The organism is Pseudomonas sp. Eqa60 (genome assembly GCF_018326405.1).
Lineage (GTDB): Bacteria > Pseudomonadota > Gammaproteobacteria > Pseudomonadales > Pseudomonadaceae > Aquipseudomonas > Aquipseudomonas protegens.
Genome location: NZ_AP024342.1, coordinates 4,642,735 through 4,657,986, shown reverse-complemented (window position 1 = coordinate 4,657,986; position 15,252 = coordinate 4,642,735). Strand labels below are relative to the sequence as shown.

The 15,252-nt window shown below is 66.2% G+C and carries 16 protein-coding genes; 4 read left to right on the top strand and 12 right to left on the bottom strand.

Annotated features, from left to right (window positions below; all coding sequences use genetic code 11):
* Window positions 1-59: 59 nt before the first annotated feature.
* The 11 genes from KI242_RS21050 to KI242_RS21000 form a co-directional block, all read right to left on the bottom strand.
* A complete protein-coding gene (locus KI242_RS21050) occupies window positions 60-1,031 on the bottom strand; it encodes an oligopeptide/dipeptide ABC transporter ATP-binding protein (protein WP_077934521.1) in 972 nt (323 codons plus the stop codon).
* Complete coding sequence (locus KI242_RS21045) at window positions 1,028-2,023, bottom strand: ABC transporter ATP-binding protein (protein ID WP_011062311.1); 996 nt, start codon at window positions 2,021-2,023, stop codon at window positions 1,028-1,030. Before KI242_RS21045 ends, KI242_RS21050 begins: the two co-directional genes overlap by 4 nt.
* Window positions 2,020-2,919: a D,D-dipeptide ABC transporter permease gene (ddpC, locus tag KI242_RS21040; protein ID WP_015636372.1), complete on the bottom strand. Its 900-nt coding sequence runs from the start codon at window positions 2,917-2,919 to the stop codon at window positions 2,020-2,022. The genes KI242_RS21045 and ddpC overlap by 4 nt, the downstream gene beginning before the upstream one ends.
* Before the next feature lies 1 nt (window position 2,920).
* Window positions 2,921-3,937 (bottom strand): ABC transporter permease, encoded by a 1,017-nt coding sequence (locus tag KI242_RS21035; protein WP_011062309.1) that lies wholly within the window; start codon window positions 3,935-3,937, stop codon window positions 2,921-2,923.
* Window positions 3,938-4,055: 118 nt separating this feature from the next.
* Window positions 4,056-5,630 (bottom strand): ABC transporter substrate-binding protein, encoded by a 1,575-nt coding sequence (locus KI242_RS21030; RefSeq protein WP_019095855.1) that lies wholly within the window; start codon window positions 5,628-5,630, stop codon window positions 4,056-4,058.
* A 148-nt stretch (window positions 5,631-5,778) separates the two neighbouring features.
* Window positions 5,779-6,336 carry a D-alanyl-D-alanine dipeptidase gene (gene ddpX / locus KI242_RS21025; protein ID WP_015636370.1) on the bottom strand — a complete coding sequence of 186 codons (558 nt, stop codon included), beginning with the start codon at window positions 6,334-6,336 and terminating at the stop codon, window positions 5,779-5,781.
* Between the two features lie 32 nt (window positions 6,337-6,368).
* On the bottom strand, window positions 6,369-7,229 hold the full coding sequence (locus KI242_RS21020) for a MurR/RpiR family transcriptional regulator (RefSeq protein ID WP_015636369.1): 861 nt from the start codon (window positions 7,227-7,229) through the stop codon (window positions 6,369-6,371).
* A gap of 140 nt (window positions 7,230-7,369) precedes the next feature.
* On the bottom strand, window positions 7,370-7,876 hold the full coding sequence (locus tag KI242_RS21015; protein ID WP_011062305.1) for a nucleoside 2-deoxyribosyltransferase: 507 nt from the start codon (window positions 7,874-7,876) through the stop codon (window positions 7,370-7,372).
* 17 nt (window positions 7,877-7,893) lie between these two features.
* Window positions 7,894-8,346 carry a GNAT family N-acetyltransferase gene (locus KI242_RS21010; RefSeq protein WP_015636367.1) on the bottom strand — a complete coding sequence of 151 codons (453 nt, stop codon included), beginning with the start codon at window positions 8,344-8,346 and terminating at the stop codon, window positions 7,894-7,896.
* Window positions 8,347-8,429: 83 nt separating this feature from the next.
* Window positions 8,430-8,786 carry a 6-carboxytetrahydropterin synthase QueD gene (gene queD / locus KI242_RS21005; protein ID WP_011062303.1) on the bottom strand — a complete coding sequence of 119 codons (357 nt, stop codon included), beginning with the start codon at window positions 8,784-8,786 and terminating at the stop codon, window positions 8,430-8,432.
* 129 nt (window positions 8,787-8,915) lie between these two features.
* A complete protein-coding gene (locus KI242_RS21000; protein WP_212805537.1) occupies window positions 8,916-9,995 on the bottom strand; it encodes a patatin-like phospholipase family protein in 1,080 nt (359 codons plus the stop codon).
* 161 nt (window positions 9,996-10,156) lie between these two features.
* On the opposite strand from KI242_RS21000, the gene KI242_RS20995 reads away from it, so the two are divergent.
* The 4 genes from KI242_RS20995 to KI242_RS20980 are packed head-to-tail and all read left to right on the top strand — an operon-like array spanning window position 10,157 to window position 12,760.
* Window positions 10,157-10,465, top strand: coding sequence for a PepSY domain-containing protein (locus KI242_RS20995; protein WP_011062301.1), 309 nt, complete (start codon window positions 10,157-10,159; stop codon window positions 10,463-10,465).
* Window positions 10,465-10,782, top strand: a complete 318-nt coding sequence (locus tag KI242_RS20990) for a PepSY domain-containing protein (RefSeq protein ID WP_011062300.1) — start codon at window positions 10,465-10,467, stop codon at window positions 10,780-10,782. Before KI242_RS20995 ends, KI242_RS20990 begins: the two co-directional genes overlap by 1 nt.
* A complete protein-coding gene (locus tag KI242_RS20985) occupies window positions 10,782-11,450 on the top strand; it encodes a response regulator transcription factor (protein ID WP_041119167.1) in 669 nt (222 codons plus the stop codon). The genes KI242_RS20990 and KI242_RS20985 overlap by 1 nt, the downstream gene beginning before the upstream one ends.
* Complete coding sequence (locus KI242_RS20980) at window positions 11,447-12,760, top strand: sensor histidine kinase (protein ID WP_212805536.1); 1,314 nt, start codon at window positions 11,447-11,449, stop codon at window positions 12,758-12,760. Before KI242_RS20985 ends, KI242_RS20980 begins: the two co-directional genes overlap by 4 nt.
* Window positions 12,761-12,818: 58 nt before the next feature.
* Here KI242_RS20980 and KI242_RS20975 read toward each other — a convergent pair whose 3' ends face one another.
* On the bottom strand, window positions 12,819-14,966 hold the full coding sequence (locus tag KI242_RS20975; RefSeq protein WP_212805535.1) for a methyl-accepting chemotaxis protein: 2,148 nt from the start codon (window positions 14,964-14,966) through the stop codon (window positions 12,819-12,821).
* Window positions 14,967-15,252: the final 286 nt, after the last annotated feature.

Genomic DNA, 15,252 nt, shown 5'->3' with positions numbered 1-15,252 from the left:
AGCCCTGGGCGCGCCGGGAGCAAGCACCACGCCGTGGCCGGCGGCGTGGCGCGGTGGGATCACCCGGTGAGCTGTTGCCGATGGCAACGCACTTGCTGCGTCGCATCGCCCAGCAGCTGTTGCGGCAGCTCGCAGCCCGGGCCGCGGCGGCTGCAGCGGTCGAGGAAGAAACAGCCGGCGGGCAGCTTGCGGTTGCCCGGCAGTTCGGTGGGCGCCGAGAGCTGGCTGTCCGCCAGCGGCGCGCCCAGGCGCGGCACCGCATCCAGCAGTAATTGGGTGTAAGGGTGGCGCGGGCGCTCCAGCACCTGTTCGGCGCTGCCCAGCTCCACGATCTGCCCCAGGTACATCACTGCCACCCGGTCGGCCATGTGCCGGACCACCGAGACGTTGTGGGAGATCAGCACGAAGGTCAGGCCGCGGCTGCGTTGCAGGTCCGCCAGCAGGTTGAGGATCTGCGCCTGCACCGAGATGTCCAGGGCCGAGGTCGGCTCGTCGAGGACGATGATGTCCGGGTTCGACGCCAGGGCCCGGGCAATGGCGATGCGCTGGCGTTGGCCGCCGGAGAACTGGTGCGGGTAGCGCTCCAGGTATTCGCCGCGGATGCCTACCTGCTGCGCCACCTTGGCGGCGATTTCGCGCATCTGCGCCACCGGGGTGTTGCCCAGGGCGAACAGCGGCTCGGTGATGATCTTCCAGATCGGCAGGCGCGGGTCGAGGGACGATTGCGGGTCCTGGAACACGATCTGCACGTGGCTGTGGCGCTCGCGGTCGCTGGCGTAGGCCCAGCGCAGGTCGCCGCTGCTGGGCTTGACCAGGCCCATGAGCAGTTGCGCCAGGGTGCTCTTGCCGCAGCCGGATTCGCCGACGATGCCCAGGGTTTCCCCGGGGCGCAGTTCCAGGTCGATGCCGTTCAGGGCATGGGCGAAGGCCCGCGGCCGGCCCAGCCAGTCGTTGCTCAGGGGAAAGCGCACCTGTACATCGTTGAGGCGCAGCAGCGGCTCGCTGCCGGCCCGGGGTTGTGAAGCATTCATTGGGCGGACTCCGGGGCAGCCAGCCAGCAGGCGCTCTTGTGCTGCTGGCTGGCGTTGATCGAATGCAGCGGCGGCCGTTGGGCACACACCGCCATGGCCTGGCTGCAGCGCTCGCGGAAGGTGCAGCCGCCGGGCAGGTGGGCAAGGTTGGGCACCTGCCCGGGAATGGTCAGCAGCGGCTCGCCGGGGCGCACTTGCTCCGGCAGGCCGCTGAGCAGGCCGCGGGTGTAGGGGTGCTGCGGGTCAAGCATGACCTGGGCAGTACTGCCTTGCTCCACCACGGCGCCGGTGTACATCACATAGACCCGGTCGCAGAACTGCGAGACCACCGCCATGTCGTGGGTGATCAGGAGGATCGCGGTGCCCCGTTGCCGGGCTTTCTCGCGCAGCAACAGCAGCACCTGGCGCTGCACGGTGACGTCCAGGGCGGTGGTGGGTTCATCGGCGATCAGCAACTGCGGGTCGCAGGAAAACGCCAGGGCGATCATCACCCGCTGGCGCATGCCACCGGACAGCTCGAAGGGGTAGGCCTGCAGCACCTGCTCGGGGTCGGCGATGTGCATGTCGCGCAGCAGGTCGATGGCCTTGGCCCGGGCCTGTTCCTGGCTCAGGCGCTGGTGATGGATGATCACGTCGAGCATCTGCCGGCCGATGCGCCGGGTCGGGTTGAGCGCGGTCATCGGCTCCTGGAAGATCATCGCCGCATCGCGGCCGCGGATCTGCAGCAGCTGTTTTTCCGGGGTGGCGAGCATGTCGCGGCCCAGCAGGCTCAGGCTGCCGGAGGTGATGCGGTAGCTGCGCTCGGGCAGCAGCCGCAGGCTGAGCATGGCGGTCACCGACTTGCCCGAGCCGGATTCGCCGACCACGCCGACGATTTCCCCCGGGTTGACGTGCAGCGACACGCCGTTGAGGGCCTGCACATTGCTGCGGTAGGCGGGGAATTCCAGGCTCAGGTTGTCGATGTTGAGAACGGCGGATGAGCTCATGGTCATTTCCCCTGTTGCCGTGGGTCGAGCAGGTCACGGATGCCGTCACCCAGCAGGTTGAAACCGGTGGCGGTGAACAGGATCGCCAGCCCGGGAAAGGTCGAGTACCACCAGTTGTCGAGGATGAAGTTGCGCCCGGTGGCCACCATCGCCCCCCATTCGGCGGTGGGCTGCTGCGCACCCAGGCCAATGAAGCCCAGGGCCGAGGCCATGAGGATGGCGCTGCCGATGTCCAGGCTCAGTTGCACCAGCAACGGCGGCATGGCGTTGCGCCCCACGTGCCAGCTGACGATGTGCCAGCGCCCGGCGCCGTAGGTCTGGGCCGCCTTGACGTAGCCCATCTGGCGGATGCTAAGGGCCTGGCCCCGGGCCAGGCGCACATAGAACGGAATGCGCACCAGGGTGATCGCCAGCATGGCGTTGAACAGGCTCGGGCCCAGGGCGGCGGCCAGGGCCATGATCAGCACCAGCGATGGCACCGAGAGCATGATGTCCATCAGGCGCATGATCAGGCTGTCGAAGCGCCCGCCGATGATCCCCGACAGGCAGCCCAACAGGCCCCCGGCCAGGCACGAGGCGAAGGCCACGAACAGGCCCACGCCCACCGACTGGCGGCTGCCGTGGAGCACCCGGCTGAACAGGTCGCGGCCCACTTCGTCGGTGCCGAACCAATGGGCGGCGCTGGGAGCGGCCAGGCGCTGGGCCAGGTTCAGGGCATTGGGATCATGGCTCGACAGCCAGGGGGCGAAGGCCATGCACAGCAGCACCAGCAGGGTCATGCACAGCCCGGCGATGGTCAGCGGGCTTTGCCGCACGCGGTAGCCCAGGTAGGCCAGGCGGGTGCGCCAGCCGCTGGCCTGGGCGGTGGGTTGTGGCAGGGGAATGTTCAAGGGAGCGGACATCTCAACTTACCTCGCCAATGCGCGGATCGATCACCCGGTACAGCAGGTCGATCGCCATGTTCAGCAGCACATAAATGAACGACACCAGGATCGCGAAGCCCATCACCGCCGGGAAATCCAGGGCCTGGATCGACTTCACCACGTAGGCGCCCATCCCCGGCCAGGCGAATACCGTCTCGGTCAGTACCGCGCCGTACAGCAAATCGCCCAGGGTCAGGCCGAGCACCGTCACCGAGGGGATCAGGGCGTTGGGCAGGGCGTGGCGCAGGATCACCGCCCAGCGCGACAGGCCGTAGGCCCGGGCGGTGCGGATGTAGTCTTCGCCCAGTTGGTCGAGCATGGCCGAGCGGATCTGCCGCGCCACCACCCCGAGGTTGACGAAGCCCAGGGTCACTGCCGGCAGGATCAGGTGCTGCAGGGCATTGAGGAACAGTGGGATGTCCCCTGCCAGCAGCGAGTCGATCAGGTAGAAGCCGCTGACCGTGGGCGGCGGCTCCAGGCCTTCGTCCAGGCGCCCGCTGCCGGGCAGCCAGCCGAGGTGGCCGTAGAACAGCACGATCAGCCCCAGCCCCAGCCAGAACGCCGGGGTGGAAATGCCGGTGACCGCCAGGGTGCGGGCGATCTGGTCGATGAAGCGGTTGTGATAGACCGCCGACAGCACCCCCAGCGGCACCCCCACCAGCACCGACAGCAGCAGGGCGGCCAGGGCCAGCTCCAGGGTTGCCGGGAAGAAGCTCTGCAGGTCCTCCAGCACCGGGCGGCTGGTGCGGATCGAGGTGCCCAGGTCGCCGTGCAGCAGGTCGAGCATGTAGCGCCCGTACTGCTGGTACAGCGGCAGGTCCAGGCCCAGCTGGTGGCGGATGTTCTGCACGATGGCATCGCTGGCCCGGTCGCCGGCGATCAGCCGCGCCGGGTCACCGGGAATCAGGTGCGAGATGGTGAAGGTAATCAGCGAAACCCCGACCACGACCAGCAACAGGCCGAGCAGGCGTTTGCGCAACATATTCAGGAAGGCCATGAGGCAACCTCGTTAACGCTTGACGAACGGCAGGGGGCACGACGGCCCCTCGCCGGGGACACGGCAACCCGGCACCACCCCGTTTCAGGGGCCGGCGACGGGGAACGCAGGGCCGGTCCTACTTGCTGATTTCAGCGATGTTGAACACCTGTTCCAGCATCGGGTGGAACACGTAGCCCTTCACCGAATCGCGCATCGGCAGGCTGTAGTTCTTCTGGTACAGGTAGGCGTAGACGTTGTCCTTGAGGACGATCTTCTGCGCCTTCTGGTACAGCTCGATGCGCTTGGCGGTGTCGTTGGTGGCCGCCGCCTCGCGGATCAGGCTGTCCACCTCGGGGTTGCTGTAGAACGAGCGGTTGCCCGGCAAGCCCTGCAGGCTGGAGTCGAACCAGAAGTTCATGAACATGTAGGGGTCGGCGAAGTCCGGGCTCCAGGAGCCGATGGCCACGTCGTAGTCGCCCTTGCCCACCCGTTCACGCATGGTGGCGTTGGCCAGCTTCTCCATCTTCAGGTTGATGCCCAGGGGCGCCAGGCCCGCTTGCAGGGTCAGGCCGATGGACTCCCAGTTGGCGTCCTTGTCCGAGTAGAGGTAGGTCAGGTTGCTGATTTTCTGCGGGACCTTGGCCAGGCTGGCCTTGGCGCCGTCCAGGTTCTGCTGCATCAGCGGCAGGCTCGGGTCGTGGGCCCACATGCCGTCGGGGATCGGCCCGTTCATCAGCTTGGCCTGGCCCTTGAGGATGCCGTCGACGATGCCCTTGTAGTCGATGGCCTGGACCAGTGCCTGGCGCGCTTCGACGTTGTCCAGGGGCGCACGCTTGTTGTTCAGGTACAGGTAGTTGACCCGCAGCGAGGGGAAGGTCTGGATCACGATGCCTGGCTTGCCGGCCAGGGTGCCGAGCTGGTCTTCGGGCATGTCCTCGATGATGTCCAGGTCGCCGCGTTCCAGTTGCAGGCGGCGCACAGAGGCCTCGCTGATGATCTTGATCACCACCTTGTTCAGGCTCGGCTTGGGGCCGGCGTAATAGCTGTTGGGTTCCAGCGTCAGCGCCTGGCCCTTCTGCCAGTTGCTCAGGCGGAAGGCCCCGGAGCCGGCGGTGTGGGTCGAGAGGTAGGCGTTGACGTCCTCGCCCTTGTTGGCCACGTCCGGGTTGATGATGCCGCCGCCGTTGTGGGCCAGGGTGTAGAGGAAGGGCGCGTAGGGTTTCTTCAGGGTGAAGCGCACGGTCAGCGGGTCGACCACGGCCACGCTCATGTCATCCGGGAAGGCGCCGGACGGGCCTTGCTTGAGTTGCATCAGGCGGTCGAAGGAGAACTTCACCGCGGCGGCGTCCACCGGCTTGCCGTCGTCGAACTTGTTGCCCGGCTTGAGCTTGAAATCCCAGGTCAGGTTGTCGGCGGAGGTGCTCCAGCTCTCGGCCAGGTCGCCCTGGACTTCGGTGCTGCCCTTGCCGTTCTCGACCTTGTAGGTCACCAGCTTCTGGTAGGCCGGGTAGGTCACGGCCCAGTCGTTGTTGTCGATGGTCACGGCGGGGTCGAGGGTCTGCGGGTCGGCGGCCTTGCCGATCATCAGGGTGTCCTTGGGCGCGGCGGCGCTGGCTGCCTGCCACGCGCCCAGGCTCAGGGCGGCGCACAGCAGGGACAGGGCGACACGGGTGGACAGACGCACATCAGGGTGATTGCGGTTAGGGGTCATGCCGGTTTCCTTGATCATTCGATGTTGGGAAGTTCGTCAGGTTTTTTATAAAAGCTATAACCGGGCAGTTGTTGCTGAAGCAGTGTTGCAGTAGGACCGGCTTGGGGCAGTTAGCTGCCTGTTGTTGTGGCCGGTGGGGAGCGGGAAATCAGTGTTCGAAGGGCTGGTCGTGCTCCTGGATCAGGGGAAAGTCCTCGGCGTTGGGCAGCTCGTAGTGCCACCACTCGGTGGGGATCGCCTCGAAGCCGGCGCTGAGCATGATCCCCAGCAGCATCAGGCGGTTGCGCTGCACCTGGGGCGGCAGGTCGCTGTAGAACTGGTGCGACTTGGGCTCCATGGCGTCGAAGGCGGTGCCCATGTCCAGCGGCTCGCCGGTTTCATCCACCAGGGTCAGGTCCACGGCCACGCCCCGGGTGTGGTGCGAGCCCAGGCGCGGGTCGCGCACGTAGTCCGGGTTGGGCAGGGCCTGCCACAGCAGGTGCTGGGCGTAGGCCGGGCGGTAGGCGTCGTAGATGCGCAGGCCCAGGCCGGCCATGCGTGCCAGCTGGCTGGCCTTGTACAGGCAGGCGGCGGCGTCCTTGTGCAGCAGACAGCGGGCGTTGCGATAGATCACCTGGCCGGCCAGGTTGTCGGCGCTGGCGTAGATCAGGTCGATCTGAAGCTGATGGCGCTGGGCGTCGATTTCGACAAGGGGGCTGTTGTTCACTCACTCACTCCATCTGGGTTAACGCTTGAAGGTCAGGACTCGAACTGGCCGAAGGCTTCCTGCAACTGTCGGTTCTTGGCCAGGCGCTGGTCCAGGCGCTCGCCATAGCCCTCGGCCACGGCGGACACCATCAGGTTGAACAGGCAGGTCAGGGGCGCCAGGGAATCCCAGAACTGGCCGACATCGGTTTTCAGTTGCAGCAGGTCCAGCGGGTAGTCCCGGGCCCAGGGGCACTGCAGGTCGGTGACCAGGGCCAGGGGCAGGGCGTTGGCATTGGCCACTTCGCAGAAGGTCTGGGTGATGCTGGAGTAGGCGCGAAAGTCGGAGATGATCGCGTAGGGCTTGGCAAAGCCGGAGTTCAGGGTTTCGGCGTAGATGCCTGAAAGCCCGTCCACGTAGTAGACCTTGGGCCGGATGTATTCCAGGTGGCTGTGGAAGGCGTTGAGGATGCCCCGGGTCGACTGGATGCCGATGATGAACACCGCATCGGCCTCGACGATCTGTTGCACGATGGCGGCGAAGGGCTGGCTGCGGGCCAGGCCATAGACATGCTGGATGGCCTCGATCTCGCGATGCATCGAGCGCTCCAGGGCATCGTCCTGATGGGCTTCGCTGCGAAAGGCGCCGAGCCGATCGGTGATCAGCCAGGAGGCCGGGGCATCGCCGCGCAGGCCTTGCTTGACGTCATCCAGGTTGCGATAGCCCAGCGAGCGCAGGAAGCGCCCCACGGAAATTCCCGTGGTGCCGGCTTGCTGGGCGATGCTGTCGGCGGTCTCGAAGGGCAACTGCTGGAGGTTGGCCAGCAGGTAGGTGGCGATGCGCTTGCCGGTGGGGGTCAGGCTTGCAAACTGCTGTTCCAGGGTGACTTGGAAACTGTTCTTGTCCATGACCATCTCGCCGGGCGTTCGCTGGAAATGTTATTTGTTTTTCATTTTTGTATATCGTGTTAGAAACATAACATCGGCTTTCGCGACAAGACAAGGCTTTTGTCCGGGGTGGTCGTTTTCGGCAGAAAGTGACGTTGCCGGCTATCTCAGCCCGATGGAGGGGAAGCGCTCAGCCAGCACCCGAGGTCGAAGATGGCGGCTTCCACACTGCTGCTGCGGCCGCTCCAGCTGCAGGCCAGCATCAGGTTGCGCGGCAGGTTGAAGTCCTCCACCGCAAAGCCCTGGGCGTCGCGCCCGGCGTGATCGTGGGGCACCTGCCGGCGCAGGGTGGCGGGGCCTTCGAAGTAGGCCCACACCGGTTTGCCCAGGGCGACCGCCGCGCCCACTTCGAAGGCGGTGCCGGAATCCGGCTCCAGGCCGCGAAAGTCATTCAGGTTGGCCAGCAATGCATCGCAGCCGCGGATCATCTGCAGGTTCTGCCGGTAGATCCACTGTGCGGTGGCTTCTGGCGTGAGGCGAGGTGGCGCCTGGTTATCCAGGGGAAACAGGCCGTGCAGGCCCTGGGCGCTGCACAGTTGCTTGAGGTATTCGCCATGGGCCGGGGCGTCGGCGCGAAACACATCGAAGCCGGCGAGGTAGATACGTGGAGGCATGGAGAGGGCTCCTGGGTTCAGTCCAGTGGCTTGCTCATGTACACCCGGTGCAGGCCGTGCTCCACGGCGCGGTGGGTTTCCACGTAGCCGTGGCGGCTGTACAGGGCGATGTTCTCGCTCATGGCTGCGTTGGTGTACAGGCGCACGCAACTGTGACCGGCGGCCACGGCCTGTTGTTCGGCAAAGGCCAGCAGTTGCCGGCCATGGCCCCGGCCCTGGGCCTCGGGGTGGACCGCCAGGTTGTCCAGCAGCAGGGCTTGATGGGCGTCCAGCAGGACAACGAAACCGGCGATTGCCTGCTGCTCCTCCAGGACCCAGACCTGCCGGGCCAGCACCAGGCACGAATAGTCTTCGAGCATGGGCGCCGGTTCCCGGCCGATCCGCGCGATATAGGGCGCATAGGCGCGCTTGGCGATGCCTTCGATGGCGGCGAGGTCGGGCAGGGCAGCGGGGCGAATGGTCGGCGGCATGGGCGCGAGTGCTCGGGTAACGGCGGGGTGGGGCAATCATAGGCATAAAAAAACCACCCCGTGGGGTGGTTTCTTCGGCGGGCTTATTCGCCGCGGTAGATGCAGCCGCTGGTGCAGGTTTCGTGGATGCGGATCGCACTCAGCTCCGGCAGCAGGGGCTTGAGCTCATTCCAGATCCATTTGGCCAGGACTTCGCTGGTGGGGTTTTCCAGGCCGGGAATGTCGTTCAGGTAGTTGTGGTCCAGGCGCTCGTACAGCGGCTTGAAGATCGCCTTGATTTCCGAGAAGTCGCGGATCCAGCCGGTGTGTGCGTCGACCTCGCCACTGAGGTGGATCGCCACCTTGAACGAGTGGCCATGGAGGCGGCCGCACTTGTGGCCCTCGGGCACGAAAGGCAGGCGGTGGGCGGATTCGAAGGTAAATTCTTTGAAGATTTCCACAGTGTCGGTCAGCTCTGTCAGATGGCTATCGCCCGGGGGCGAGTTGAGGCAGGCGGCGAGTTTATCAGCTTGCCCCGGCGCTTGCGGAAAAACCCTGACTAAAGGGTCAGTGCGCGGCCTGGGGCAGCCTCACAGGCTTTGCAGGCGTTCGCCCAGGCGATTCTGCGCCGCCAGTTCGAGGAATTCGTCGCCCAGGCGCCGGCTTTCGTCCATGGCGTTGCGCCAGTATTTTTGCCGGCCGGCGTCGTCGCCCATGAAGCGCTTGAAGTCGTTGCGGTCCGGCAGTTTGCCGTAGGGCAGGCGCGCCAGGTATTCCTTCGACGGCGCCAGCAGCAAGACGTCCCGCAGGCGCTCCGGGCTGGCCCGGCGCCAGGGCAGGATCTTGTCGAACCAGCCGGGGATCACCCGGTCGGTGAAGTGCGGGTAGAGCACGATGTCGCTGCCGCTGTAGGGCAGGTCCAGGTGGTAGTCCAGCAGGCCGCCGTCGCGGAAGGTGCCGGCCCCGGCGCCGGGCAGATCGCGCACGCCCTGCATGACCATGGGGATCGAGCCCGAGGCCAGCAGCGCCTGGCGCAGGTTGCCGCGGTCCAGGGGCACGAAGCGCGAAGGGAAGTCTTCCAGGGCGTGCAAGGGCGGGGCCAGGCGCGGGTCGTGCAGTACCAGGCGCTCGAAGTGCCGGGCCAGGCGCGCGCGGCCCCGCAGATTGTCGGCGATCACCGAGGACAGCCCCAGGCCGAGGCGCCCGCGATGGTCGTCGGCGAGCAGGCCGTGGCTTTTGACCACCATGATGTTCAGCCGGTAGTGAGGGTTGTCGAGGATCGAAGCGTCGCGGCCCTCCAGCAGGTCCTCGAGCATGCGCCGGGAGCTCTGGCTGATCTGCGCCATGGTCACGCCCTTGGCAAAGCTCTGGGCGTTGTACAACTGGCCGAGGCGGCGGATGCCTTCGGCGGCGTCCGGCAGGCAGGCGCTGGCGAAGCGCCAGGAACCCACCGAGGCGCCGATCAGCGAGCGTTCCCGGGGCGCCGATGGCAGCCATTCACCGAACAGCGCCAGGTCCAGGCCCTGGATGCCCAGGGCCTTGGGGCCGCCGGCGGCGCCGGGCAAGGTGCCGACTTCACGGGGGTGCAGGCCTTGCTGGCGGATGCGGGCCAGGGCGCGGGGGCCGGCCTTGAGGGTCAGGGCGGGAAACTTGATATGGATGGCGGTCATACCGGGCTCACTCTTGAATCAGCCGCCGAGTATAGAGACACCTGGGGCTGTGGGCCGAGTGAAACCTGTGTCAGGCCCATGCTGGCCATTCAGTTTCAATTAAGTTGCCTTGGGTATGGTCTGCGGCATCGGCCTTTGGCCACCGACTTTGGAGAACTGCCATGAAGACCCTTGCCGCGCTGTTCGGCGCCAGCCTTGTCGCCCTGACCGCCAGCCTGGCCCACGCCCGCGACCTGGGGCCGGACGAAGCCCTGAGACTGCGCGACGCTGGTACCATTGTGTCCTTTGAAAAACTCAATGCCACGGCCCTGTCCCGGCATCCTGGGGCGAGCATCAGTGAAACCGAGCTGGAAGAAGAGTACGGCAAGTACATCTACCAGGTTGAACTGCGCGACCCGCAGGGGCTGGAATGGGACCTGGAACTGGACGCCGTGAGCGGCCAGGTACTCAAGGATCATCAGGACACCTAATGAACCGCACTCTGCGCACCGCCGGCAGCCGTGCAGCCCTGGCGCTGCTGCTGTTCTGCTCCCTGGCCATGGCCCGCGACCTGGACCAGGACGAGGCCCTGCGCCTGCGCCAGCAAGGGGTGATCCTGCCCCTGGAGCAACTGCTCAAGCAGGCCATGGACCGTTACCCCGGGGCCAAGCTGCTGGAGGCCGAGCTGGAAGAAAAGCACGATGTGTACATCTATGAAGTCGAGCTGTTGACTGTGGACGGGGTGGTTCGCGAGCTGGACCTGGAAGCCGCCACCGGGCGTTTGTTGAAAGATGAGGAAGACGACTGATGCGCCTGCTTGTGGTGGAAGACCACGTATCCCTGGCCGATGAACTGCTTGAAGGCCTGAACCGCCAGGGCTACGCCGTGGACTGGCTGGCCGACGGCCGCGACGCGCTGTACCAGGGCGCCAGCGAACCCTATGACCTGATCATCCTCGACCTCGGCCTGCCCGGGGTGCCGGGCCTGGAGGTGCTGCGAAAGTGGCGCGCCGATGGCCTGGCAACGCCGGTGCTGGTCCTCACCGCCCGCGGCTCCTGGGCCGAGCGCATCGAGGGGCTCAAGGCCGGCGCCGACGATTACCTGAGCAAACCGTTCCATCCCGAAGAGCTGCACCTGCGGGTCCAGGCCCTGCTGCGCCGCTCCCATGGCCAGGCCAACCAGCAGACCCTGCAGGCCGCCGGGCTGCACCTGGACGAGGGCCGGCAATGTGTGGTCCGCGACGGCCAGGATGTCTTGCTGACCGCCGCGGAGTTCCGCCTGTTGCGCTATTTCATGCTGCACCCGCAGCAGATCCTTTCCAAAAGCCACCTGGCCGAACACCTCTACGACGGTGAAACCGAGCGCGATTCCAACGTCCTCGAAGTTCACGTCAACCACCTGCGGCGCAAGCTGGGCCGCAGTGTGATCGAAACCCGCCGCGGCCAGGGTTATCTGTTCGGCGGAACCACTTCGTGAGATCGATCCAGCGCCGCCTGAGCCTGGGCCTGATCACGGTGATGGTGGTGGTCGGGCTGGTGCTGGCGCAGACCAGCCTCTGGCTGTTCGAGGTGGGCTTGCAACGCTACCTGGAAGCCGGCCTGCGCAACGACAGCGAGAGCCTGCTGCTGGCCCTGGTGCGCGGCCCTCAGGGGCTGCAGCTGGATGAACGGCGTCTGTCGCCGGCCTACCAGCGGCCGTTTTCGGGGCACTATTTCCGTATCGATTTTGCCGATGTGCACTGGCGCTCGCGCTCACTGTGGGACCAGGAACTGCCGCAACTGGAGCGCGCCGGCCTGCAGGGCAACCTGCAACTGGGGCCGGAGGGCCAGCAACTGCTGGTGCTGCGCAGCGACTACAAGCGCCTCGGGCAGTCGATCTCCATCAGCGTGGCCCAGGACTACACCCCGGTGCGTGAAAGCTTCCAGCGCATGCGCCAGATCGGCCTCGGGCTGGGGCTGGCCGGGCTGCTGCTGATCCTGCTGCTGCAACGCCTGACCGTGCGCCGCGCCCTGCGCCCGCTGGAGACCGCCCGCGAGCAGATCGCCCAGTTGCAACAGGGCCAGCGTTCGCAACTGGATGCCCAGGTGCCGGTGGAACTGGAGCCCCTGGTGGCGCAGATCAACCACTTGCTGGCCCATACCGAAGACAGCCTCAACCGTTCCCGCAATGCCCTGGGCAACCTGGGCCATGCCTTGAAGACCCCGCTGGCGGTGCTCCTGAGCCTGGCGTCGAGCCCCAGGCTCGACGGCCACCCCGAGGTGCGCAGGATGCTCCAGGAACAGTTGGAGCAGGTGCAGCAGCGCCTCAATCGCGAACTCAACCGCGCGCGGCTGGCGGGGGATGCGCTGCCCGGGGTGCTGTTCGAGTGCGATGCCGAGCTGCCGGGGCTCCTGGCGACCTTGAACATGATCCATGGCCTGCACCTGGAACTGAGCTACCAGGCGCCACCGGGGCTGCGCCTGCCCTGGGACCGGGAAGACCTGCTGGAGCTCTTGGGCAACCTGCTGGACAACGCCTGCAAATGGGCGGATGCCCAGGTGCGCCTGAGCGTGGAAGAGCGGCCGCAGGGCTTCTGCCTGGCGGTGGACGACGACGGCCCGGGCATTCCCGAAGCGCGGCGCGATGAGGTATTCGGCCGGGGCACGCGCCTGGATGAACAGACCCACGGCCACGGGCTGGGCCTGGGCATCGTGCGCGACATCGTCGACGCCTGCGGTGGAACCCTGAACCTGGGGGAAAGCGAGTGGGGCGGCTTGCGGGTAGAGATCGAACTGCCCAGACGCTGAACTTGCCGGGCGCCAGGTTCGGCGCCCGTGATGGCTATCGCAGCCTGCGGCAGCGGGGTCAGACGCGGAACTGGTCCATCAGGCTCTGTTGCTGGTTGGCCAGGCTGTTGAGCGACTGGCTGACCCGCGCCGATTCATTGGCCTGCTCCGACAGCGATTCGGTGACATCGCGAATGGTCGCCACGTTGCTGTTGATCTCTTCGGCCACCGCGCTCTGCTGTTCGGCGGCGCTGGCGATCTGCAGGTTCATGTCGCTGATCACGGTTACCGCATCGCCGATCTGGCGCAGGGCGGTGACCGCCTGGCCCACTTGTTCGACGCTGCCCTGGGCCTGGCGATGGCTGTTGTTCATCGAACCCACCACCTCCCGCGTGCCGTTCTGCAGTTGCTCGATCACCTGGCGGGTTTCTTCCACCGACTCCTGGGTGCGCTGGGCCAGGTTGCGCACCTCATCGGCCACCACCGCGAAGCCGCGGCCGGCTTCCCCGGCGCGAGCGGCTTCGATGGCCGCGTTCAAGGCCAGCAGGTTGGTCTGCTCGGCGATGGCGCGGATCACTTCCAGCACCGAACCGATCTGCTCGCTGTTGGCGGCCAGGCCTTCGACCTGGGTCATGGCGGCGCTCATGTCGGCGGCCAGCAAGTCGATGCTGCGGGTGGTGTGGTCGATCACGTTCAGGCCCTGGCGGGTGGCCTGGTCGGCATCCCGCGCGGCCTGGGCGGCCTGGGCCGCGCTGCGGGCCACGTCCTGGGCGGTGGCGCTCATTTCATGGGAAGCGGTGGCCACCTGGTCCACCTGGCGATACTGCTGCTCCATGCCGGCGCTGGTCTGGGTGGCGATGGCCGAGGACTGGTCGGCGGTGCCGCGAGCGTCCTGCACCGAGCGTTTTACCTCGGCGATGATCGGCTGCAGCTTGTCCAGGAAGCGGTTGAACCAGCCGGCCAGTTGGCCCAGTTCGTCCTGCTTGTCGTAGGCCAGGCGCCGGGTCAGGTCGCCTTCGCCGCTGGCGATGTCTTCGAGCATGTGGGCCACGCCGAGGATCGGCCGGGTCACGCTGCGGGCCATCAGCCACACCAGCAACAGGCCCACCACCGCGGCCAGCAGGCCCAGGCCGAGCTCGATCAGGGTGCCGCTGTTGTTGCGCGCATCCAGCTCGCTTTTCAGGGCTTCGGCCGGGCCTACCAGGACTTTTTCCGGCACATCCAGCAGTACGCCCCAGGCCTTGCCACCGGGGATCGGGGTGAAGGGCGCCAGCACCTTGAGTTCACGGTTGCTGTGCAGGCTCTGGGTCTGGGTGCTGTTGGCCAGCAGGCGGATCAGCTCGGCGCCGTTGGTGGTGTCGACGCTGTCCAGGCGCTGGCTGAGCTTGCTGGCGTCCGGGCTGTAGCCGGCCAGCAGGCCCGCCGGGCTCAGGATGCTGACGTTGGTCTGGCCGGCATAGAGGCGCTTGCTGGCGCTCTGGCTGATGGCCTGGAGGCTGTTGAGGTTGATGTCCACCGACAGCGAAGCGATGACTTTGCCGTCCACCATCAGCGGGAAGACGATGCTGGTCATCAGCACCTTCTGGCCGTCGATGTCATAGAAGTAGGGTTCGATCACGCAGGGCTTGAGGGTGCTGCGCGGGCAGGTGAACCAGGCGTTGGCCGGCTGGCCGCTGGGGCCGGTGCGGGTGTCGCTCATGTCGCTTTCGGGCAGTGACATGGAGGTCAGCTTGCCCGGGGTGGGTTGGGACCAGTACAGGGCGAAGCGGCCCTTTTCGTTGCTGCCCAGTTCGCTCTGGCCGCCGAACAACTCGTCCTTGCCGTCCAGGGCGTTGGCTTCGAACACCAGGGACAGGCCCAGCAAGTCGGGGTTGGCCTGCAGCGCCGACTTGACCTGGCGGGTCAGGTCCTCGCGCAGGTCGAAGGCGTCGAGGAAGCGTTTCTCGGCCTGTTCCCGCAGGAACAGCACCTGGCGCGAGAAGCCGTGGCCGTATTGATAGGCGTCCATGAATTGCTGGCGAATGCCCAGTGCCTGGACTTCACCCTGGGCCTCGATCCGCGCCTGGGCGGCTTCGTTGAGCATCTCCATGCTCGAGGCCTTCACCAGCTCGGAGCTGTGCTCCATGCGATACAGCGAAAGCCCCACCAACAGCGACACGATGCCCAACAGGCAGAGTCCGGCCAGCAAGGTGATTTTCCATTGGATGGAAAGTTGTCTGAGCGACATGGAGACGTCCTTTATTCGATAAATATCTGAGACTTTGCACTGTAGCGGCCGACCAATGGCGTTCTTTAAACGCTTGTTCGAAATAAACCGCGAGGCGCTGGGGCTGCTGTGCAGCCCAGTGCGAGCAAGCTCCCTCGCCACGGGTACGGGGTTGGTCTTGGGGGCTTTACGAGCAAGCTCGCTCCTGCGGGCGGCGGGGTGCGGGGTTTTGACAAGCCGGGTCGGCTGCTGCAAAGTGCGCCCCCCTAATAAGAACCTCTTTCATTTCGATGTCGGCAGCCCGCTG

Bases quoted from the DNA above. Each gene is read 5' to 3' on its own strand.
- KI242_RS21050 (WP_077934521.1), bottom strand. From the start codon at position 1,031: ATGAATGCTTCACAACCCCGGGCCGGCAGCGAGCCGCTGCTGCGCCTC.
- KI242_RS21045 (WP_011062311.1), bottom strand. From the start codon at position 2,023: ATGACCATGAGCTCATCCGCCGTTCTCAACATCGACAACCTGAGCCTG.
- ddpC (WP_015636372.1), bottom strand. From the start codon at position 2,919: ATGTCCGCTCCCTTGAACATTCCCCTGCCACAACCCACCGCCCAGGCC.
- KI242_RS21035 (WP_011062309.1), bottom strand. From the start codon at position 3,937: ATGGCCTTCCTGAATATGTTGCGCAAACGCCTGCTCGGCCTGTTGCTG.
- KI242_RS21030 (WP_019095855.1), bottom strand. From the start codon at position 5,630: ATGACCCCTAACCGCAATCACCCTGATGTGCGTCTGTCCACCCGTGTC.
- KI242_RS21020 (WP_015636369.1), bottom strand. From the start codon at position 7,229: ATGGTCATGGACAAGAACAGTTTCCAAGTCACCCTGGAACAGCAGTTT.
- KI242_RS21015 (WP_011062305.1), bottom strand. From the start codon at position 7,876: ATGCCTCCACGTATCTACCTCGCCGGCTTCGATGTGTTTCGCGCCGAC.
- KI242_RS21010 (WP_015636367.1), bottom strand. From the start codon at position 8,346: ATGCCGCCGACCATTCGCCCCGCTGCCCTGCCCGACCTCGCCGCCATC.
- KI242_RS21000 (WP_212805537.1), bottom strand. From the start codon at position 9,995: ATGACCGCCATCCATATCAAGTTTCCCGCCCTGACCCTCAAGGCCGGC.
- KI242_RS20995 (WP_011062301.1), top strand. From the start codon at position 10,157: ATGAAGACCCTTGCCGCGCTGTTCGGCGCCAGCCTTGTCGCCCTGACC.
- KI242_RS20990 (WP_011062300.1), top strand. From the start codon at position 10,465: ATGAACCGCACTCTGCGCACCGCCGGCAGCCGTGCAGCCCTGGCGCTG.
- KI242_RS20985 (WP_041119167.1), top strand. From the start codon at position 10,782: ATGCGCCTGCTTGTGGTGGAAGACCACGTATCCCTGGCCGATGAACTG.
- KI242_RS20975 (WP_212805535.1), bottom strand. From the start codon at position 14,966: ATGTCGCTCAGACAACTTTCCATCCAATGGAAAATCACCTTGCTGGCC.